Origin of the sequence: Achromobacter sp. HNDS-1 (assembly GCF_040084795.1) — a bacterium.
Taxonomy (GTDB): Bacteria; Pseudomonadota; Gammaproteobacteria; order Burkholderiales; family Burkholderiaceae_B; genus Achromobacter; species Achromobacter ruhlandii.
The window spans coordinates 1,794,337-1,813,716 of record NZ_CP157584.1; the positions used below are offsets into that span (position 1 = coordinate 1,794,337).

A 19,380-nucleotide genomic window follows, 5' to 3' on the forward strand; every position below is an offset into this window, starting at 1 on the left:
TCTATCACCGCTATGCACGCTATGGACAACAAAGGTTATGGTCGAACAAATTCAATTTTGGGGCTTGATAGCTCTCGTGATAGTGCTTGGCCTACTTCTGGCGAGCTGGACGAGGGCGATTTTGATCTACCTGTTTACGGATCTGGTATCACCTGGCCTGACGGCGGTGGCGAAGCCAGTTCTACTTTGGATCGCCTACTTGCTCAAGACAATTTGGCTGGACCATTGGGTGATCATCCAGAATTTGCTGAAGCCACACTCCGCGATCTTCCCTTCCCTATCTGCAAGAAGGAAGCACCCAGTCGAGAAGTCATAGCCAAGCTGACGGTCGATGACTTTGAGGAAGGTCCGGAACGATGGGCGCTTCTGGCAATCAAAACGGCCGTACAGCTTCTGTTGAACAGTCGTGCGAAAGATCGGGACATCATGAACGCCGGCCGTTGGCTCCTGGGATTCGATGATGGTCCTCTCTCGTTCGAGAACTGCTGCCGCGTTCACGGGGCCCGACCGGGCGTCGTACAGCTACGTCTGCAATTCGAACTGTGGAAGCGGTGGCACGTATTTTCAGAGCCTATTCAACTTGGTCTATTTTCTTTGCCGGAGGAGGTTGCAGACTCCATTCGCATGCGCGGCGGCCGCGCCGCAGTGAACGTAGCTGAGCGGATATGGCAGCAGCCGGGCATTATGACGTTGGACGCCGTGCGAGATCAGGACGAGTGCGCCGCACTTGAAAGGCTCGATGAGGCTTCTCTCGCATCCCAACAGGGAGACAACTGGTATCTCACCGGACGCAACCCCTCGGCAAAAGGAAGGCGGGACAGCAGCTGGTCCGACCTATTCCCGTGGTGACGACTAGTTGTCGAACGATCGTCAGAGGTGGGCTGCGTGCTCGGCGGACGTGGTGCTACGGCGAGAGCGACGAAGAAGAGGCCCTGTACGGGCCTATTTTATTGAGCGCGAGAACCTCAGGCGGGAATGAGGTAGTCGTTTCGAGAGGTACCGCCGAGTTCGGCGGCGACGAGCCAGCGCGGAGCCCGCCCACGCCCCGACCAGGTTTCACCGGTGTCAGGGTGGCGATACTTGGGCGCCACCATTCTTTTGCCCGGAGCCGACTTGGACTGTGACTTAATGCCGGCTGCGCGCGCTTCCTTCAGGTCCTTCAGGGTGATCCCGTTTTTTTCGAGTTGGGCCAGAATCTGGCGGATAACCACGGCCCGCTTCTGAGCTCGCAGATCGTCGAGCTGTCGGTTCACCCGCTTGATACGATCCTCCAAGGCGTTTTCGTTTCGCATAATTCTCTCCCTCAGTTCTGTGTGTGAATGACAATCTGCTTTGCCGTCAGCGCTCCACTTGGCCGCGGCATCGCCGCTTTCCTTCGGGTGGATTCCGGTTCTCCAGCGAGCACCTCTTCCAGCGCCTTCTTGACCCTAGCGATGTACCAGTGTTGGCCCTTCTCATTGGGGGACCCATAGTGGCCGACAGCCTTCCATGTGTTGCCATGGCGGGCAATTTCGTCTGCGTAGATCCACGCACCAATGTGGATGTTCAGGCATGGCTCCCAAAGGTGCTCACGTGTGATTCCGTAGCGAGGCAGCCGTTTCTCGATCCACCAGCTGTTTATTTGCATCACCCCGACGTCTTCGCTGCCGTCTCGGTTCAAGGTGTCGTTCAAGGCGTTCGCTTTCCACCTTGACTCATGCCACGCTATCGCACGCAACATGATTTCACTGACCCCGTAGCGTTCCGCTGCCTCCCGAAAGCAAAGCGTGCCCTTCGCAATTGGGCTCGACATCGAGGCCGGCGAGACGACCATCAATGACAATAGCAATAGCGAGGCAGCGGTTCTCATGCGTGCCCCATCGCCCGCGACACCAGTCCGCTGCACAGTTGGAGAAACAAGGCTTCGTCGCCTTGCACTCCGTCAGGCGTCAGAACGAACTTCCCGGCGATAGCGACTGTTGGCGTTGCGTCCACGGCGTATGCGATCATCGACCGGGGAAGCTCTGCGACCTCCGCCGGCGACAGACTCTCCCAGGCCTCCTCGAACGCCAGCACGCTCCCCCCCGCCGCGTTCACGATGCCACGCCAGGTCTCAGGAGCTCGCGGCGAGCGGCCTTCGCCTTGGATCGCGCGGTAGGCTGCATCTTCGAATCTCGCCACCGCAGGCCCCAACGCCTTGTGCGCGGCCAAATACCCTGCGGCTTCATGAATTCCCGTGCCATCGGCAAGCAGAATCGGTACGAACTCATATCGCCAAGGGGCTGGGAGACTCTTGGCCCACTGACGCAGTGGCGTGTGGAATGTGCGGCAAAAGGGGCAGCTAAATGAGAAAAATATGCGCACCACTCGCTGGTCCGCCTCAACCTCGGCAACCTCTCGGTATGGCATTGGCGGGGTATATGGCTGTCCCTTTCCGTCACCACCCATTGCCATGGAGGGTTGAGCCTTCGCCACCACGTGCAGGGCGCTAGTTGTGGCTAATGCCAGCACGGCGGTAATGCAGGAACGCCTCATCTTGAATTTGCTCATTGCTTAGTAGTCCTTGGTCAATGCACATAGCGAAAAGCGATTGCCGTCGCTCGCCTCGTTTCCACTCTTCGATCACGTGTTGTACTGGTTGTTCTGCCAGGATCCCGTTGTCTATGAAGTATCCGAGGAGGTCCACCGCTTCCTTTGTTCGGCCTAAGCATTCGATGACCTGGAGGCGCGTCGCCGCTCCAGTCGAAATGAGCGCTTCCCACAGTTCAAGGATGCGATGTTCTTCAATGGCCGCGCGAGCCATCGTCTCCACCGCTTGATACGCCTGCGCGGGAGTTATCACACCGGAAGCGATCAATCTCTTGTCGAGCCTCTGCCGCTCAAACGTAGGCCACAGCGCCGGGTTCAGGAGGGACTGAATGGCGCTGAGCGTGGTTTTCCCTTCCCGCGCGAGGCGGACGCCCGCCTCCGCGAGAGTTTCGAATTGAGGTTGATAGCTCGCCGCTTCGTACAGTTCTTTGGCGTCTCCGCCGGCCAGAATCACCCGTCGCACGCGATCATCGATCTGGATAACCTCAAAGATCGGCATCTTGGTTTCCGACATGTCGTGGTCGCTCACAATGACCGGGAACTTGTCGTCCGGGTGATAGGCTCCGACGGCCTTCAACCACGCTTTGCTGGATTCGTTGGGTGCAACCCATTCGACCGTCGCCTCGGCGGGGATGGTCCTAACGAGGCGAGGCGCAATAATGAGTCGCAGCGTCTTCGCAATCAAGTCCCGGGGCATCTTCAGTTCGAGCAAACGCTCAATCACCAGCGCACTCGTATCCGAATGCGTGGTTGTCCAGAGCTGGCACCCGGTGTTCGCGTTACGGCCCAACGCCTCAGCGGTCTCTTCGTCCCGAGTCTCACCGATCATGATGCGGTGGGCACGCTGTCGAAGGAATGCCCTGGCTAGCATGGGATATGTGACCTTTCCCGGCACCAGCTCACATTGGTCTATGCCAGGCGTAGGTATCTCCACAGGTTCTTCTGCCGTCTTGACGTTCTCTCCCCTGTCGCGCAACTCGACCATGTATGCCATGAGCTGCGTCGTTTTGCCGCTTCCCATGGGGCCCGACACCACTACCGTTCCCGCGCGTACTGCGAGTGCCTGGTCGATTACGCGTCGGACTGCTAAGGGCATGTATATGTCACGGTAGGCAAGCCGTTGTGCTTGTTCCCGAGCGAGCCGAAATACGGCCGTTGAGCCGACGATGGTGTGAAGGAAGCTGGCACGGAGACTCAGTTTGAGCCCATCTTCCGGATAGCGAAGATGAATCGCGCCATCCATCGGTATGAACTGTTCGGACAAGTCCATGCTTGCACGTGCGCGAAGCTTTTCCTCGACATGCTTGACAAGATCTCCTTCGTACTCCGGCTCAAGCCAGCTGATTAGACGAACCCCCGAGTCAGCAACTTCAACCGGGCGCATGGCGCCATGGACGAAGCGAAGTTGAATGTCGGTCATGCCCTCCAATGCCGCTCGACGAAAGAGTTCGTTCAGGAAGTCGGCGGCCGGCTTGTCTTCCGGGCCCATGTAGATAAATTGATCGCGCTGACGGCCGAGTCTACTCATCGCTTCGTCCGCCTTATAGGAAGTTCTTGCACGTAAGACTGGGCCCGTAGAGCACGGCGCTTGCGTAGGTTTGCGCGCCGGAATCCACCTTTATGCTCAGCTCCAGGAGCGATAGACGTAGCTCGGTGTGCTCCGGTCCAGCAAACAGGTTGCTGGCGATAAAGCGCGTCGCGTCCATCGTCAGCCGAATCGGTAGTGCTAGCCGGTCCATCCGCTCGCACGGCTCGGTCGCCACCAGCGAGTAGCCCAGCCAAGCGATTGTCCCGAGAAATACGGCGGTGCCGAAAAACGCCTTGAATAGCATGACATCTCCATTGTCTATGCTTCGATTATATTTATGGCGCTTTTTATTTCATACCTAACAATGTGCACTTTTTGGCTTGTGGTTGGCTTTTTTGCGTCCTATGTGTCTGCATGCCTGTGAGGCAGCCTGTCGAAGCCTTTCCGCGCACGCTGCCCGCGGGATTCAACGGCAGAATCTAGGGGCGGCGCACCGTGGTAATCGTGAAACTTCGTCGCCATCCCCTTGTAAGCCAGCAGCACCTTTGCCAGCTTTCCGCCTCTATGCTTCAGGATATGGAGCTCTGCACAACCCGGATACGGAGTATCCGGGTCATCTTGCTCGGGTCTGTATATCCCCATCACAACGTCAGCATCCGCCTCGATGGACCCTGAGTCCTTAAAGTCGGCGAGCAGTGGACGTTTGTTGGTTCTTCGATCGATTTCGCGGTTCAACTGGGACAGGAGCAAGATAGATATGCCAAGCTCCTTTGCGAGGCTCTTGAGACCGCGCGTGATAGTTTCAATCTGGCTGTGGCGTTTCTCTTCAGTCCCGACCATAAGCTGGAGGTAATCGACGATCAAGACGCGCAGGCCTGATTTGCGCTTCAAAGTTCTCGCCTTGGACGCTACATCGAGAAGCGTCAAGCCTGAGGTTTCGTCGATGAACAGCGTGGCTGTGGCCGCAACCTGTCCCGCTGTGACGAGTCTCGCCCAGAAGTCACTTTGCACTGCTTCTGGATTGTCCGCCTGGAGCGCATCGATCGAAATATCGGACCATTGAGCCAAGGTACGCCCGGTGAGCTCCTCTTCGGGCATTTCTTGCGACAGATACGCCGTCGGGACTTGCTCGGCAGCCAGGTGACTTCCAACCGTGCCGGCCAATGCCGATTTCCCCATTGCCGGGCGACCGCCCAGGACGTACAACCGCCCCGGCAACAGTCCGCCGTGCAGCGCCTTGTCCAGATCGGTCAGCCCTGTAGAGACGACGTCTCGGGCTATGCCTCCCGAAATTCTCTGGTCCAGCTGTTCAATGAAGCGTGCCGCTGCGGCAGCGATGGGCACAGCGTCCCGCTTGACCGTTTGCTCCCCCAGACCGCCGATCAATTTCTGTGCATGGTCGAGGAGTTGGTGAACGTTCCGGCCAGCTGGTTCGGATACAGAAGCTTGGATCTCCGACGTCACGAAGATCAGCTGTCGGAGCAGGGCCTGTTCGACCACAATCTCCGCGTACCGAATTGCGTTTGTGGCGCTGGCGCACTCCGCGGCAAGCGAGTTGAGATAGGGTAGCCCGCCGGCGCGGGGTGCTTCGTTGCGCTCGCACAAGAGATCGTGCACGGTGATCACGTCAGCCAATTGCCCCCGACAAATCAGGGAAGCGATTGCGCTGAAGATCAGGGCATTGCCATGGGCGCCAAAGTGCGAAGCGCCAATCCTCACCGGCGCGATGCGGTCGAAGGTGTCATTGTTAACAAGCAGGGCTCCGAGCAAAGCTCGCTCCGCCGTGCCAGCCCGAGCGTGCAGTGGGCTATCACCCTTCGGAATTGTGCGGCGCATTTCTTCTGGAACTACTCGAACGAAACAAACTTGCCGCCGTTCTCACGCAGCCGCGACGCAATACGATCGCCGACGGCACGCAAAAAAGTGGCTTTTCTAAGGTGAGTGGTGATGACTGTGGGCTTTACCTCTTCGAAGCGGCGTTCGATGAGTTCAAAGATCGCATGTCGACCCGCCTCATCCCAGGGGTGCGAGAGCAGCCCATCCAACACGAGTAGGTCGGGATTGGCTAGCTCGGCGAGGGCATCCTCCCCGTACTCGACGACGGCAGCGATAGCCCTACGGGCGCGTATAAGCCGGCCGGTGCTACCGCTTGCGATAACCGCGAACAGCATCGCCGTCGCCAGGTGCGTTTTGCCCTTCTGAGGCCCCCCCAACACCATGGAAACGCCGTCATAGCGCGCGACGTTGAAATGCTTGCTGTAACTCTCGCAAGCCAGTTTTCTCGCTTTATGTTCTTCGCTGTACGCGTGGAAGGTATCGAAGGTGCAAGACTTGTACCTTGTGGGTACGTGCGCCTTCGCCAGCACCTCGTCGCCGGATAGGCATGGAAGCGGCTCTGCATCGTGCTTCTGGCCACTTTCACCCTGAAACAACAGGCGCCGCAGCTCGTTAGACAACATCACTTGATCTCCTTTGCTGACCCGCTGCTTTATTGCAGAAGGTGACAAAGTTTCGTAATTATTTCTTTCTATGTGTGTAACTTCGTGGCTAAACATTGCCGTCGTAACAAATTTGGCGCCGTTTTGTAAAATCTACTCGCGGTGATAGTGGTTTTCGACGCACTTCCGAAATCCGTCGGGGGAGATGAGAAAGTCCAGACTGGCGACGAATGGTGGTCGTCCTGGCTCTGACGGTGGCGCCTGCCCCGTCAAGAATTCGGACTCGCTGCATATCTCGAAGAATGTGTGCCATGCGTCCAGGCCCTGCTGCATTGTGTGATAGCCAAACGGAGGCACGTCCAGCCTCGCAGCCTGCTTCCAGCGTGCTGCGAGGAGCTTTCGGCGGCTGTCATCAAGCACTTTGATCCTGGGGTTGAGGGGCATTCGGTCGTGATAAATCTCTACGAGCCGCTCGTGGGGGCACGGCGGCAGTCCCTCAACCTGCGCAGATTCCAAGCCATCGCCCGGACGAGAGCCAGAACCTAGCGCTAACCCGCCAATAACCCGCTGGGTTTCGTCCGGGCTTCCCGTATCGGGTCTTTCGTCGCCTCCAGGTAGCTCCTGAGGCGGCACCGACTTTCGCGGACGGCCACCCTTTTTCCCGTTCTCGCGGGACTGCTGTCGCCGCTTATTGCCCGCGGCGATCTCTTCCTCGCAGCGCTTATGCCACCACCCGCTTTCCGTCTGAACGAAAAACTCCCTCAGCACCACACCCACGGCCTTGCGCTCGTCGTCACTCCGCGCGAGCAATTTGCGGCAGAGGTCGGCCTCGTCTAAAGGCAGCGCCTTCTCGATGGTGTAGTAGTGGTCAAGCAAACGGCGGTACGCCCCTTCTTCCAAAAGAGTCAGGTGCCGCGTGTCCTTGACGTGGTCGCCGATGTTATGGGGGTAGAAGTGCATCGCAGTCTTGTCCGGTCAGACATTGAGCGGCACGGATTGCAGAAGATGGCATTTCATGGGCGAGCACGCAGCGCGTCGAGTAGCGCGGCTCGTCGCTCCGCGCCGGCGAACTCAGCCGGGTTTTGAATGTATCGGACGATGAGCGCGTCACGCTCTGAGATGAGGCCTTCCTGAATGAGCCCCTCCAAAGAAACGCGACTCTCGCTATTTATCTCCACTAAAATGCCTCGCCGAAGAGGCATCGCCGTGTCCCCCTTTAACCAAAGGCTGGATTGGGGCGGGGTTACCTCAGCAAGCCGCGCCAGCGCTGCGACTATGCCAGCCGTCCGCCCGCCGATAGCGACGGAAGAGTTGATTCGGTCGGCTTCGACTATTGTTGCTCTTGTCGAGGTCGCGAGCTTATTGGAAGTAGCCATGGGCGCGAATTCGGTTAAGTAAAGGTTTGCGAATATTAAGCGATACTTTATGGAAGGTAAACCCCGATGACACAAAAGACAAAGAGGCCTGAAGGCTCCACGTCTCCGCAGCTGTCACAGATGCAACGCGACTTTGTCGCAAAGCTGGATTTTCAGATGCAGTCGAATGGCGTCTCAGCCGCCGCATTAGCCGAACGGCTAGGCGTCAGCACGCCTGCCGTCTACGGATGGAGAAACAATGGCCGGTTCGACCGCGAACATGCGGTGGCTCTAGCCCAAGTCTTTGGTACCTCCATCGCTTATTGGCTCTCTCCCGAGATTCCCGTCGCCGCCCCTACTGACCTTTCGGCCCTTGCGGGATCGGACGCAGAGACCATCGACATTCCTTTCCTTGGAGCGCGGCTGAATTACGGAGCTATGTTGCCGCCAACGGCATGCGCAATCCGCCACCTGCGGGTTAGCCGGGCCTGGCTCAACGGTCGCCTTCCTCTGGACGCGAACCTAACTACTGTGGGGTTTGTGTACATAGAAGGGGCGTTCATGGAACCTACGTTCCGTCAGGGCGATATCGCGTTCGTGCAGAGCGATGTGAGGGAAGTCAATGCGGACGGCCTGTATCTCATCCGGCAGGGAGAGCAGGTTGACCTTCGCTTCGTCCAACGTCTTCCAGGCGGGGGGCTTCGGCTATCTACCGAGAGCACAAAGGTCGCCCCGATCGATGTGCCGGTTCAGGACCTTGACGATTTCGTTCAGGTAGTCGCACGCGTTCCTTTCACCTGGGCCGAGCGACTCGCATGACCTCCGAAATTTAATCAACACTTGACACTTAATAAAGCAACACTTATCTTTATGCCAACCTACTAGCCGGGTCGACGCCACACGTCGCCGCGTCGGAGGCGACGAACTCGCCTCTCTTACCTCGGGCAGAAGCAAAGGACGGCATATGGATGCGCGCGAGATCGACACCAACGAATTCGCTCAGGAACCGAGCGAGCAACTTCTAGAATTGCCTGCGGTCATCAAGGCCACGGGCATCAAAAAGACCAAGATTTACGAGGGAATCAAGGACGGGACGTTCCCGGCTCCTGCGAAGGTGGGGCGCGCATCGCGATGGCCCGCATCGGAGGTCCAGGCGTGGGTCCGCGAACAAAAGAATGCCCGCACCACTGCCCCCCCCAGGGAACGACCTCTCAGGTACAACCGGAGTGTGCAGCACGCATAGTCCCGGCGTCTGGATGCGCGCATCAGCGGATCAGTAGGCACCCAGTATTTTCGAAGCCAGCCGACGTAGCTGCACCATTCTTCGAACAGCACAAAAAGCCGAGCACTATGCTCGGCTTTTTTTCGTCGAATTCCTTCACCCCTGCCCTTTCGCGCCTCTCTCCAGCAACCAGCGAAACGCTTAGCCGCGCGAGTCTCCTAGGTGGCACAACGTCGCGCCTGGAGCGCGTCTGAATTGCGGCCCCACTCAGCTTTGGCTTTGTTGTCCCATATGTTGTCCCATAAGCCAAGCAAAGAAAAAGGGTTAGCTCAACGACATTGAGCTAACCCTTTGATTTTATTGGTCGGGGCGGTGGGATTCGAACTCACGACCCTCTGCTCCCAAAGCAGATGCGCTACCAGGCTGCGCTACGCCCCGAGGGTCGCAACTATACCAGATACCGGCGCCCCGCCGTTCGCTGCCGATGCCGCCCGGCGTTTCCAGGCCATGCCCGGCGATCCCCTGATTGACACCTATATAGTTGAAGCATAAATTAATTCGACATATCAAATAACGACATTCATCGGGAATCCAATGGCAAATGCCTCCTCTGCGTCCGCCTGGGCCACGCCCACGCGGACCACCTACACGGTGCTGTTCGTCTGCTGGCTGGCGATCCTGTTCGAGGGGTACGACGTCGGCGTCATGGGCGCGGTGCTCCCCGCCCTGGCGGACGACAAGAACTGGAACCTGACGCCGATCGAACTCGGCATGTTGGGCAGCTACGCGCTGGCGGGCATGTTCGTCGGCTCATTCGCCGTCGGCACGCTGTCCGACCTGCTGGGCCGCCGGCGCATGTTGCTGGCCTGCGTGACGCTGTTCTCGCTGACCATGATCGGCGCGGCCTGGGCGCCGACGCCGACCTGGTTCGCCACCTTCCGCTTCATCGGCGGCCTGGGACTGGGCGGGGTCATTCCGGTGGCGGCGGCGCTGACGATCGAGTATTCCCCGCCCGCCAAACGGGGCTTCAACTACGGCGTGATGTATTCCGGCTATTCGCTCGGCATCCTGTGCTCCGCCGCGGTGGCCATGGCGGTGCTGCAGCACTGGGGCTGGCGCGCGGTGATCCTGGTGGGCGCGGCGCCGCTGCTGCTGGTGCCGGTGCTGGCGCGCCTGCTGCCTGAATCGCTCGAATACCTGCTGGCCAAGGGCGACGAGGCCGGCGCCCGCGCCATGGCGCAGCGCCTGGGCATTGCCTCGCTGCAAGCGTTCCGCCCGCGCGAAGTGACAGGCGAAAAAGCCACGTGGCGCGACGTCATGGCCGCGGTATTCGCGCCGCGCCACCTGCGCGCCACGCTGTGCTTCTGGGGCGCGCTGTTCCTGGGCATGATGCTGGTGTATGGCCTTAACACCTGGCTGCCGCAGATCATGCGCAAGAACGGCTACGACCTGGGCTCGAGCATCTCGTTCCTGCTGGTCTTCAGCCTGGCCTCGGCCATCGGCGGCCTGGTGCTGGGCCAGTTCGCCGACAAGAGCGAGCCGCGCAAGATCGTGGAGCTGTTCTACCTGGTGGGCGCGATCGGCATCTACTGCCTCACCTACAACAATCCGCTGGCGGTCAATTACCTGTGGGTGGCGCTGGCCGGCATTGGCAGCATTTCGTCGTCGCTGATCCTGACCGGCTACCTGGCCGGCTACTACCCGGCGCACGCGCGCGGCGCGGCCACCGGCTGGGCGCTGTCGTTCGCTCGCATCGGCGCCATGAGCGGCCCCATCGTCGGCGGCTATCTGGCGGGATTGAAGTTGCCGCTGGCGTGGAACTTCATCGCGTTCTCGTGCGCGGCGGTGCTGGCGGCGGTGTTCGTGATCCTGATCCCGGGCCGCTACGCGGGCGGCGCGTCGTCGCGGCCGGCCGCCGGCACGCGGCCCGTGGGGCAGCAGCAGTCCTGACACGCACAGTGTCCGGCGCCGCGGCGCTCGCCGCGGAATCGGACTGGCGGAAACGACAACGGCGCACCCGAAGGTGCGCCGTTGTTTCATGCGGGATCCAAGGCGGATCGCGCAGTCTGCCCGACAGGCAACCGTTTCGATGGACGCTCAGCCGAAACGGCCGGTGATGTAGTCCTCGGTTTCCTTGCGCGACGGCTTCACGAAGATCTGGTCGGTCTGGCCGAATTCCATCAGCTCGCCCAGGTACATGTAGGCGGTGAAATCCGAACAGCGGGCGGCCTGCTGCATGTTGTGGGTCACGATGACGACGGTGTAGTCGTTCTTCAGCTCGGCGATCAGTTCCTCGATCTTGGCGGTCGAGATCGGATCCAGCGCCGAACACGGCTCGTCCAGCAGCAGCACTTCCGGCTTGATGGCCACGCCGCGCGCGATGCACAGGCGCTGTTGCTGGCCGCCCGACAGGCTGTTGCCGCTCTGGTGCAGCTTGTCCTTCACTTCGTTCCACAGCGCGGCCTTGCTCAGCGCCCATTCCACGCGCTCGTCCATCTCGCCCTTGGACAGGCGCTCGAACAGGCGCACGCCGAAGGCGATGTTGTCGTAGATGCTCATGGGGAAAGGCGTGGGCTTCTGGAACACCATGCCGACCTTGGCGCGGATCAGCGAGATGTCCGTCTTGGCGGTCAGCAGGTTTTCGCCGTCCAGGATGATCTCGCCCTCGGCGCGCTGGCCCGGATACAGCTCGAACATGCGGTTGAAGGTGCGCAGCAGCGTCGACTTGCCGCAGCCCGACGGGCCGATGAAGGCGGTGACCTTCTTCTCCTGGATCGACATGTTCACATTGCGGATCGCATGGAACTTGCCGTAGTAGAAGTTCAGGTTCTTGACCTCGATCTTGTTCTTGACGGCGGTAGCGGTGTTTTCCATTTGGTTTCCCTAGGTCCGGCGCGGCAAGCGCGCCGGCAAAGCGATCTTTATTTGCGGAACATGTTGCGGGCAATGATGTTGATGCCCAGCACCAGCAGCGTAATCAGGGTGGCGCCGGCCCACGCCAGGTCGTTCCAGTCCTTGAAGGGGCTGGCGGCGTATTGGTAGATCACGACCGGCAGGTTGGCCATCGGGCCGTTCATGTTGGTCGACATGAACTGGTTCGACAGCGCGGTGAACAGCAGCGGCGCGGTTTCGCCCGAGATACGGGCAATCGCCAGCAGCACGCCGGTGATGATGCCGGTCTTGGCGGCGCGATAGCACACCAGGGTGATCATGCGCCACTTGGGGCAGCCCAGCGCGGCCGCGGCTTCGCGCAGGCTGTTGGGCACCAGCAGCAGCATGTTGTCGGTGGTGCGCACCACCACCGGGATCACCAGGATCGACAGCGCGATGGCGCCGGCCCAGCCCGAGTAGTGCCCGACCTGCGCCACGTACACGGCGTAGATGAACAGACCGATGATGATGGACGGCGCCGACAGCAGCACGTCGTTCAGGAAGCGCGTGGCCGGCGCCAGCCAGCCGCGCTGGCCGTATTCGGCCAGGTAGGTGCCGGCCAGGATGCCCACCGGCGTGCCGATCAGCGTGCCCACGCCCGCCATCATCACGCTGCCGAAGATGGCGTTGACCAGGCCGCCGGACTGCCCCGGCGGCGGCGTGATTTCGGTGAAGAGCGTGTACGACAGCGCCGGCGCGCCCTTGAACAGCAGGGTCTGGATGATCCAGAACAGCCAGAACAGTCCGAACACCAGCGTGGCCAGCGAGATGGTCAGCATGATGCGGTTGACCACTCGGCGCCGGCGATACACGCCGTTCTGCATATTGAGTACGGAGACAGCCATGATCTTTTCCTTGTGGGCCGGGGTCAGGATTTCTTGCCTTCACCGGCCGACAGGCGGACCAGCAGCATCTTCGCCAGGGCCAGCACGATCGTGGTGATCAGGAACAGGATCAGGCCCAGTTCCAGCAGCGCCGACTTCTGGATGCCACCCGCCTCGTTGAATTCGTTGGCCAGCGCCGAGGCGATCGAGTTGCCCGGCGAGAACAGCGAACCGGACCACTTGAAGGCGTTGCCGATCACGAAGGTCACCGCCATGGTCTCGCCCAGCGCGCGCCCCAGGCCCAGCATGATGCCGCCGATGACGCCGGACTTGGTGAAGGGCAGCACCACGCGCCACATCACTTCCCAGGTCGTGCTGCCCAGGCCGTAGGCCGATTCCTTCAGCATCGCCGGCACCAGTTCGAACACGTCGCGCATCACCGCGGCGATGAACGGGATGATCATGATCGACAGGATCAGGCCGGCGGTGAAGATACCGATGCCGAAGGGCGGCCCGGCGAACATGCCGCCAATGATGGGCACGCTGCCCAGCGTGGCAATCAGGAACGGCTGCACGTACTGCTGGAACACCGGCACGAAGACGAACAGGCCCCACATGCCGTAGATGATCGACGGAATCGCCGCCAGCATCTCGACCGCGGTGCCCAGCGGGCGGCGCAGCCAGGTCGGCGACAGTTCGGTCAGGAAGATGGCGATGCCGAACGACACCGGCACCGCGATGATCAGGGCGATGGCCGACGTCAGCAGCGTGCCGATGATCGGCACCACCGCGCCGTAGTTCTGCTTGACCGGATCCCAGTCGTTCAGCCACAGGAACGACAGGCCGTACTTGGCCAGCGATTCGCGGCTGCCGTAGATCAGGGATACCAGGATCGCCGCCAGCAGGATGAACACCAGGAAGGCGAACAGGCGGGTCAGGTTCTTGAACAGCGCATCCATCAGCGCGTTTTTATTTTGCTTCATAGGCGAAGGCGTGCCGGTAGTCACGGAGTCCGCCACGCTGGGCGAAAGCGGCACACTATTATCCATTACCGCGCTCATGGATGGACTTTCCTTAGGAAACCTTGGGGGAAACTACGATTGGGCCCCGGGGGGACCCGCCCCGCCATCCGGCAAGCCGGACAGCAGGGCAGTTGGCCGATGCTGGCGCGCGGCCGGGCCGCCGCGCCAGGCACCCGCTTTTACTTCCAGACCGGCTTGCCGTCGGCGGACTTGACTTCGCCCCAGGCGGCGCGGATTTCCTTGGTCACGGCTTCCGGCAGCGGCACGTAGTCCATGGCTTCAGCCGACTTGGCGCCGTTCTTGAAGGCCCAGTCGAAGAAGTCCAGGACGGCCTTGCCCTGCACCGGCTTGTCTTGCGACTTGTGGACCAGGATGAAGGTGGCGGCGGTGACGGGCCACGAATCGGCGCCCGGCTCGTCCGTCAGCACCACGCCCATGCCAGGCGCGCTCTTCCAGTCGGCGTTGGCGGCGGCGGCGGCGAAGGCCTTCTGTTCCGGCTGGACGAACTTGCCGTCCTTGTTCTGCAGCTGCGTCCAGGCCAGCTTGTTCTGCTTGGCGTAGGCGTATTCGACGTAGCCGATCGAGTTCTTCAGCTGGCCGACGTAAGCGGCGACGCCTTCGTTACCCTTGCCACCCTGACCCACGGGCCACTTGACGGCCTTGCCTTCGCCGACCTGTTCCTTCCACTCCGGCGACACCTTGGACAGGTAGTTGGTCCAGCCGAAGGTGGTGCCCGAGCCATCCGAACGGTGCACGACGATGATGTCGGCCGACGGCAGCTTCAGGTCGGGGTTCAGCGCCTTGATGGCGGCGTCGTCCCACTTCTTGACCTTGCCCAGGAAGATGTCGCCCAGGACCTTGCCCGACAGCTTCAGCTTGCCCGGCTCGATGCCGTCGATGTTCACCACGGCCACGGTACCGCCGATGACGGCCGGGAACTGCAGCAGACCGTTCTTTTCCAGGTCAGCGGCCTTCATGGGATCGTCCGAAGCGCCGAAATCGACGGTCTTGGCGATGATCTGTTGCTGACCGCCGCCCGAGCCGATCGACTGGTAGTTCACGGCATTGTTGGTGGCAGCCTTGTAGTCCGACGCCCACTTGGCGTAGATCGGGTACGGGAACGAAGCGCCGGCGCCGGTCACGTCGGCGGCCTGCACGGAGAAAACAGCGGCGCTCAGCGCGACGCCCAGGGAAACTTGTTTGAAGACACGTTTGAACATCTTGGTTCCTTCTGTGCTCGTTGGAGGAGTCTTTGGCAGGCTTTCTACTGCCCGTCTTTCAGCGACCCTCGCATGTTAGAAGTCCAACGTGACAGGATAGTGACAGTCATAAACCCCCCCCCGGAGCGCTGCGCGCTTCCCCCCCAGGGGGGCGCCGGTGGCGGACCGGCGGAGCCGGATCCGCGCGGCCTGGCTTGGGAGGGTGGTGCCGTGGGTGGTGGTTTTCTGACGGTGATGGGGGTTGGGGACGGATGGTTGGGCTCAGGGGGGAGCCCGCGTCGAGCGCTTGGCTTTGTTCGGCGGATCTGGGGGACGGATAGAAAAGGCCCCGCTGGGCGGGGCCTTTTCCGGTTCCGCGTCGCCTACCGCGGAAGGGGAAAGGACGGCGAGGCTATACGCCCAGCTTCTGCATCAGGTACTGGTGCAGGTTGAAGGGCTCGCGGCGGCTGCGCACGCGGGTGTAGTCACCGTCGGCCTGCTGCTGCCACGCCAGCTGGTTGTCACGCAGGGCGAAGGTGAAGGCTTCGTCGATGACGCGCTTCTTGAGGGTCTTGTCGTAGATCGGGAAGGCGATTTCCACGCGGCGGAAGAAATTGCGGTCCATCCAGTCGGCCGAGGACAGGTACACCGTCTCGGCGCCTTCGGCGTAGAAATAGAACACGCGCGAATGCTCCAGGAAGCGGCCCACGATGGAGCGCACCCGGATGTTCTCGGACAGTCCCGGCACGCCGGCGCGCAGCGCGCAGACGCCGCGCACGATCAGGTCGATTTTCACGCCGGCCTGGCTGGCCTTGTAGAGTTCCTCGATGATCTGCTCTTCCAGCAGCGAGTTCATCTTGGCCATGATGCGCGCGCGCTTGCCGGCCTTGGCGGCGCGAGCCTCGGCGCGGATCAGCGCCACCATGCCTTCATGCATCGTGAAAGGCGACTGCATCAGCGACTTGAGCGCGCGCCGCGCGCCCAGGCCGGTCAACTGCGCGAACACCTTGTCCATGTCCTCGCACAGCTTGGGATCGGCGGTCAGCAGGCCGAAATCGGTGTACAGCCGCGCAGTGCGGGGGTGGTAGTTGCCGGTGCCCAGGTGGGCATAGCGGCGCAGGCGGCCCTTTTCGCGCCGCAGCACCACCGCCATCTTGGCGTGGGTCTTGTGCGCCACGACGCCATAGACCACGTGCGCTCCCACCTCTTCCAGCTTGGAGGCCCAGTTGATGTTGGTCTGCTCGTCAAAGCGCGCCATCAGCTCCACCACCACCGTCACTTCCTTGCCGGCGCGCGCCGCGGCCAGCAGGATCTTCATCAGCTCGGAATCCTCGCCGGTGCGGTAGATGGTCTGCTTGATGGCCATCACGTCCGGATCCAGCGCGGCGGCGGTCAGGAAGTCGATGACGGGCTGAAACGACTGGTACGGATGGTGCAGCAGGCGGTCCTGCTCGGCCACGGCCTCGAACAGCTCGGACGGCTTGTCGCCGACGCGGTCGAACGGCGCCGGCACCGGCGCGCGGTAATCGGGGAACAGCAGGTCGGGCCGGTTGGGCGAATTGCACAGCTGCATCAGGCGCGACAGGTTCACCGGGCCCGGCACGCGGTAGGTGTCCTCGGCCTTGAGCGAGAACTCGCGCTGCAGGAAGGTTTCCAGCTCGACCGGCGTCAGCTTGTCGATCTCCAGGCGCACGGCGGCGCCGAAGTTGCGCTGCGACAGCTCGCCCTGCAGGGCGTGGCGCAGGTTGGTGACTTCTTCCTCGTCCACGAACAGGTCGCTGTTGCGCGTCACCCGCCACTGGTAGCAGCCCAGCATCTCCAGGCCCGGGAACAGCTCGCCGACGAAGGCGCGCAGCAGCGAGGTCAGCAGGATATAACCTTCCGGATGGCCGGACAGCTCCGGCGGCATCTTGATCAGGCGCGGCAGCGCGCGCGGCGCCTGCACCACGGCGATCGAGGCCTGGCGGCCGAAGGCGTCGGCGCCCGACAGCGACACGATGAAGTTCAGGCTCTTGTTGTAGACCCGCGGAAACGGGTGCGCCGGGTCCAGCCCGATCGGCGTCAGCAGCGGCATCACGTCGCGGTTGAAGACCTCGCGCGCCCATTCCTGCTGCTCGGCGTTCCATTCCGACGCATGGTGCAGCGCGATACCCTCCGCCTGCAGCGCCGGCAGGATGGCGTCGTTGAGCAGCGCGTACTGGCGTCCCACCAGCTCATGCACCGCTTGCTGGACGTTCTCGAAAGCCTGGTCGGGCGTCATGCCGTCCGGCCCCACCAGGTTGGGCGACTGGCGCTGCTGCTCTTTCAGGCTGGAGATCCGGATCTCGAAAAATTCATCCAGGTTGGAACTGACGATACACACGTAACGCAGCCGTTCGAGCAAGGGGGTGCTCGGGTTTTCCGCCATCGCCAGCACGCGTTCATTGAATTTGAGCAGCGACAACTCGCGATTCAGGAGCAGGGGCTCGGCGGGCGGGCGTGTGGTCATACCGGATTCCATACGTAAGGAAAGCGTGGAGTTTTACTTCAAAAGAGTGACGGTTCTATGACACTGCGCCAAATGCGTAGCGTACGACAAAACCGGGACGCATGGAGCATGGTCTCCCGCACCCAACCCTCTGTTCCATAAGCGAAAACCCGCAAGGGACGGCGCTGTCACATGGGGTCTCTATAATCAGGCCACCTCACAGCCAATATTACGAGCCGCATGGATCAACTTCTGGCCGCCGTGGACCTCGGGTCCAACAGCTTCCGCCTCTCCATCGGACGCATCGTTCAGCAGGACGGTACGCCCCAGATCTACCAGATCGATCGCCTCAAGGAAACCGTCCGCCTCGCCGCCGGGCTGGATGCCGAAAAACGCCTGGGCGATGACGCCATCGAGCGCGCCATCGCCGTCCTGGAACGATTCGGCGACCGCCTGCGCAGTTTCCACCCCAACCGCGTGCGCGCGGTGGCGACCAACACCTTCCGGGTCGCGCGCAATACCCGCGACTTCCTGCCCCGGGCCGAAGCCGCACTGGGCTTTCCGATCGAAGTCATCGCCGGCCGCGAAGAGGCCCGCCTGATCTTCTCGGGCGTGGTCCACACCCTGCCCCCCTCCCCCAACAAACGCCTGGTGATCGACATCGGCGGCGGCTCCACCGAAGTCATCATCGGCAAGGGCCATGAGCCCGGCCTGATGTCCTCGCTCTACATGGGCTGCGTCAGCTACAGCCGCCAGTTCTTCTCGGACGGCATCGTCGATGCCCACCAGATGAAGCAGGCCGAGCTGGCCGCCCGGCGCGAGATCGAGGTCATCGCCAAGCAGTATCGCAAGGCCGGCTGGAAGGAAGCCTACGGCTCGTCCGGCACGGCCAAGGCGTTGTTCGCCATCCTCACGGAAGGCGGCATGTCGGACCGCGGCATCACCCGCGCCGGCCTGAGCAAGCTGAAAGACCGCATCGTGCGCGCCGGCCGCGTCATCCCGTCCGAACTGCCCGGCATCAAGGTCGAGCGCGCCGACGTGCTGCCCGGCGGGCTGGCCATCATGAGCGCGCTGTTCGACGAACTCGGCATCGATGTCATGCACACCGGTGACGGCGCGCTGCGCCTGGGCGTGCTGTACGACCTGCTGGGCCGCGACGACGAACACGACAAGCGCGATGAATCGGTGCGCCAGTTCATGAAGCGCTACCACGTCGACGTCAACCAGGCGCGCCGTGTGCACCATGCGGCGCTCAGCCTGTTCGACGCGATGATGCCGGAAGGCGCGGAGCGCGCCGAACTGCGCGCCGCCCTGGGCTGGGCCGCCGACCTGCACGAAGTGGGCCTGTCGATCGCTCACAACGCCTATCACAAGCACACCGCCTACGTGCTCGAGAACGCCGACATGCCAGGCTTCTCGCGCGCCGACCAGCAACTGCTGGCGCTGCTGGCGCTGGGACACCAGGGCAAGCTGAGCAAGCTGGAACCCCTGGTGCGCAACCGCGCCCAGTGGATGGCCATCCTCAGCCTGCGGCTGGCGGTGCTGCTGTTCCGCCGCCGCGGCGAGATCGAACCCCTGCCCCTGACCGCCTCCATGCGCAACGATTCGATCGTGGTGCGCGTGAACCGCGACTGGCTCGCGCAACACCCGCTCAGCGACTTCACGCTGCGCGCGGAAGAAGCGGAGTGGTCGAAGGTCGGATTCTCGTTCGAGCTGCTCGAGTTCTGAAAACAACAAGGCCCCGGGATCCGGGGCCTTGTGCCGTGCGACGGCGAACGCTAGAACGGCGACAGGTCGGTCTGGCGGTCGAGCTGCTTGAGCTCCAG

At 61.8% G+C, this 19,380-nt stretch carries 18 protein-coding genes and 1 tRNA gene; 5 read left to right on the plus strand and 14 right to left on the minus strand.

Annotated features, from left to right (window positions below; translation table 11 throughout):
* Window positions 1-21 precede the first annotated feature (21 nt).
* On the plus strand, window positions 22-849 hold the full coding sequence (locus ABFG95_RS08230; RefSeq protein WP_131727038.1) for a hypothetical protein: 828 nt from the start codon (window positions 22-24) through the stop codon (window positions 847-849).
* Window positions 850-965: 116 nt separating this feature from the next.
* On the opposite strand, the gene ABFG95_RS08235 is transcribed toward ABFG95_RS08230, so the two are convergent.
* The 8 genes from ABFG95_RS08235 to ABFG95_RS08270 all read right to left on the minus strand — a co-directional run bounded on the left by ABFG95_RS08235 (window position 966) and on the right by ABFG95_RS08270 (window position 7,494).
* A complete protein-coding gene (locus ABFG95_RS08235; protein ID WP_348995746.1) occupies window positions 966-1,292 on the minus strand; it encodes an H-NS histone family protein in 327 nt (108 codons plus the stop codon).
* Window positions 1,293-1,303: 11 nt separating this feature from the next.
* Window positions 1,304-1,849, minus strand: a complete 546-nt coding sequence (locus ABFG95_RS08240) for a lytic transglycosylase domain-containing protein (protein ID WP_348995747.1) — start codon at window positions 1,847-1,849, stop codon at window positions 1,304-1,306.
* The gene (locus tag ABFG95_RS08245; RefSeq protein ID WP_348995748.1) at window positions 1,846-2,529 is read right to left on the minus strand and encodes a hypothetical protein; all 684 of its coding nucleotides are present in this window, start codon (window positions 2,527-2,529) and stop codon (window positions 1,846-1,848) included. The genes ABFG95_RS08240 and ABFG95_RS08245 overlap by 4 nt, the downstream gene beginning before the upstream one ends.
* Window positions 2,468-4,096 carry an ATPase, T2SS/T4P/T4SS family gene (locus ABFG95_RS08250; RefSeq protein ID WP_092578860.1) on the minus strand — a complete coding sequence of 543 codons (1,629 nt, stop codon included), beginning with the start codon at window positions 4,094-4,096 and terminating at the stop codon, window positions 2,468-2,470. Before ABFG95_RS08250 ends, ABFG95_RS08245 begins: the two co-directional genes overlap by 62 nt.
* A 13-nt stretch (window positions 4,097-4,109) precedes the next feature.
* Window positions 4,110-4,400, minus strand: a complete 291-nt coding sequence (locus tag ABFG95_RS08255) for a hypothetical protein (RefSeq protein WP_054470919.1) — start codon at window positions 4,398-4,400, stop codon at window positions 4,110-4,112.
* A 98-nt stretch (window positions 4,401-4,498) separates the two neighbouring features.
* A complete protein-coding gene (locus ABFG95_RS08260) occupies window positions 4,499-5,932 on the minus strand; it encodes a replicative DNA helicase (protein WP_348995749.1) in 1,434 nt (477 codons plus the stop codon).
* Window positions 5,933-5,943: 11 nt separating this feature from the next.
* Window positions 5,944-6,555 (minus strand): ATP-binding protein, encoded by a 612-nt coding sequence (locus ABFG95_RS08265; RefSeq protein WP_054470917.1) that lies wholly within the window; start codon window positions 6,553-6,555, stop codon window positions 5,944-5,946.
* A 132-nt stretch (window positions 6,556-6,687) separates the two neighbouring features.
* On the minus strand, window positions 6,688-7,494 hold the full coding sequence (locus ABFG95_RS08270) for a YdaU family protein (protein ID WP_348995750.1): 807 nt from the start codon (window positions 7,492-7,494) through the stop codon (window positions 6,688-6,690).
* A 536-nt stretch (window positions 7,495-8,030) separates the two neighbouring features.
* Here ABFG95_RS08270 and ABFG95_RS08275 point away from each other — a divergent pair.
* Together ABFG95_RS08275 and ABFG95_RS08280 are read left to right on the plus strand one after the other, a co-directional pair.
* Window positions 8,031-8,708, plus strand: coding sequence for a S24 family peptidase (locus ABFG95_RS08275; protein ID WP_348995751.1), 678 nt, complete (start codon window positions 8,031-8,033; stop codon window positions 8,706-8,708).
* Between the two features lie 145 nt (window positions 8,709-8,853).
* Window positions 8,854-9,132 carry an AlpA family phage regulatory protein gene (locus ABFG95_RS08280; protein ID WP_348995752.1) on the plus strand — a complete coding sequence of 93 codons (279 nt, stop codon included), beginning with the start codon at window positions 8,854-8,856 and terminating at the stop codon, window positions 9,130-9,132.
* 340 nt (window positions 9,133-9,472) lie between these two features.
* Here ABFG95_RS08280 and ABFG95_RS08285 read toward each other — a convergent pair.
* A tRNA-Pro gene (locus ABFG95_RS08285) sits at window positions 9,473-9,549 on the minus strand.
* A 156-nt stretch (window positions 9,550-9,705) separates the two neighbouring features.
* Between ABFG95_RS08285 and ABFG95_RS08290 the strand changes: the two genes are divergently transcribed.
* Window positions 9,706-11,061: an aromatic acid/H+ symport family MFS transporter gene (locus ABFG95_RS08290; RefSeq protein WP_278992843.1), complete on the plus strand. Its 1,356-nt coding sequence runs from the start codon at window positions 9,706-9,708 to the stop codon at window positions 11,059-11,061.
* A 147-nt stretch (window positions 11,062-11,208) separates the two neighbouring features.
* Here ABFG95_RS08290 and pstB read toward each other — a convergent pair whose 3' ends face one another.
* The 5 genes from pstB to ppk1 all read right to left on the minus strand — a co-directional run bounded on the left by pstB (window position 11,209) and on the right by ppk1 (window position 17,575).
* On the minus strand, window positions 11,209-11,985 hold the full coding sequence (gene pstB, locus ABFG95_RS08295) for a phosphate ABC transporter ATP-binding protein PstB (protein WP_006385463.1): 777 nt from the start codon (window positions 11,983-11,985) through the stop codon (window positions 11,209-11,211).
* Between the two features lie 47 nt (window positions 11,986-12,032).
* Window positions 12,033-12,887, minus strand: a complete 855-nt coding sequence (gene pstA / locus ABFG95_RS08300; RefSeq protein ID WP_080977466.1) for a phosphate ABC transporter permease PstA — start codon at window positions 12,885-12,887, stop codon at window positions 12,033-12,035.
* A gap of 23 nt (window positions 12,888-12,910) precedes the next feature.
* Window positions 12,911-13,927 (minus strand): phosphate ABC transporter permease subunit PstC, encoded by a 1,017-nt coding sequence (pstC, locus tag ABFG95_RS08305; RefSeq protein WP_049075365.1) that lies wholly within the window; start codon window positions 13,925-13,927, stop codon window positions 12,911-12,913.
* 140 nt (window positions 13,928-14,067) lie between these two features.
* Window positions 14,068-15,108: a phosphate ABC transporter substrate-binding protein PstS gene (gene pstS / locus ABFG95_RS08310; protein ID WP_278992842.1), complete on the minus strand. Its 1,041-nt coding sequence runs from the start codon at window positions 15,106-15,108 to the stop codon at window positions 14,068-14,070.
* 391 nt (window positions 15,109-15,499) lie between these two features.
* Entirely contained in the window at window positions 15,500-17,575 is a 2,076-nt protein-coding gene (ppk1, locus tag ABFG95_RS08315) for a polyphosphate kinase 1 (protein WP_049075370.1), read from the minus strand.
* A gap of 219 nt (window positions 17,576-17,794) precedes the next feature.
* Here ppk1 and ppx point away from each other — a divergent pair, with 219 nt between their 5' ends.
* Window positions 17,795-19,282, plus strand: a complete 1,488-nt coding sequence (gene ppx, locus ABFG95_RS08320; protein ID WP_049075372.1) for an exopolyphosphatase — start codon at window positions 17,795-17,797, stop codon at window positions 19,280-19,282.
* Window positions 19,283-19,380 lie beyond the last annotated feature (98 nt).

What these genes read in the sequence shown, in the direction of transcription:
- pstS (WP_278992842.1), bottom strand. Translation starts at nt 15,108, where the DNA reads ATGTTCAAACGTGTCTTCAAACAAGTTTCCCTGGGCGTCGCGCTGAGC.
- ABFG95_RS08245 (WP_348995748.1), bottom strand. Translation starts at nt 2,529, where the DNA reads ATGAGCAAATTCAAGATGAGGCGTTCCTGCATTACCGCCGTGCTGGCA.
- ABFG95_RS08270 (WP_348995750.1), bottom strand. Translation starts at nt 7,494, where the DNA reads ATGCACTTCTACCCCCATAACATCGGCGACCACGTCAAGGACACGCGG.
- ABFG95_RS08235 (WP_348995746.1), bottom strand. Translation starts at nt 1,292, where the DNA reads ATGCGAAACGAAAACGCCTTGGAGGATCGTATCAAGCGGGTGAACCGA.
- ABFG95_RS08250 (WP_092578860.1), bottom strand. Translation starts at nt 4,096, where the DNA reads ATGAGTAGACTCGGCCGTCAGCGCGATCAATTTATCTACATGGGCCCG.
- ABFG95_RS08275 (WP_348995751.1), top strand. Translation starts at nt 8,031, where the DNA reads ATGCAACGCGACTTTGTCGCAAAGCTGGATTTTCAGATGCAGTCGAAT.
- ABFG95_RS08240 (WP_348995747.1), bottom strand. Translation starts at nt 1,849, where the DNA reads ATGAGAACCGCTGCCTCGCTATTGCTATTGTCATTGATGGTCGTCTCG.
- ABFG95_RS08280 (WP_348995752.1), top strand. Translation starts at nt 8,854, where the DNA reads ATGGATGCGCGCGAGATCGACACCAACGAATTCGCTCAGGAACCGAGC.
- pstB (WP_006385463.1), bottom strand. Translation starts at nt 11,985, where the DNA reads ATGGAAAACACCGCTACCGCCGTCAAGAACAAGATCGAGGTCAAGAAC.
- ppx (WP_049075372.1), top strand. Translation starts at nt 17,795, where the DNA reads ATGGATCAACTTCTGGCCGCCGTGGACCTCGGGTCCAACAGCTTCCGC.
- pstA (WP_080977466.1), bottom strand. Translation starts at nt 12,887, where the DNA reads ATGGCTGTCTCCGTACTCAATATGCAGAACGGCGTGTATCGCCGGCGC.
- ABFG95_RS08265 (WP_054470917.1), bottom strand. Translation starts at nt 6,555, where the DNA reads ATGTTGTCTAACGAGCTGCGGCGCCTGTTGTTTCAGGGTGAAAGTGGC.
- ABFG95_RS08290 (WP_278992843.1), top strand. Translation starts at nt 9,706, where the DNA reads ATGGCAAATGCCTCCTCTGCGTCCGCCTGGGCCACGCCCACGCGGACC.
- ABFG95_RS08255 (WP_054470919.1), bottom strand. Translation starts at nt 4,400, where the DNA reads ATGCTATTCAAGGCGTTTTTCGGCACCGCCGTATTTCTCGGGACAATC.
- ppk1 (WP_049075370.1), bottom strand. Translation starts at nt 17,575, where the DNA reads ATGACCACACGCCCGCCCGCCGAGCCCCTGCTCCTGAATCGCGAGTTG.
- ABFG95_RS08260 (WP_348995749.1), bottom strand. Translation starts at nt 5,932, where the DNA reads ATGCGCCGCACAATTCCGAAGGGTGATAGCCCACTGCACGCTCGGGCT.
- ABFG95_RS08230 (WP_131727038.1), top strand. Translation starts at nt 22, where the DNA reads ATGGACAACAAAGGTTATGGTCGAACAAATTCAATTTTGGGGCTTGAT.
- pstC (WP_049075365.1), bottom strand. Translation starts at nt 13,927, where the DNA reads ATGAGCGCGGTAATGGATAATAGTGTGCCGCTTTCGCCCAGCGTGGCG.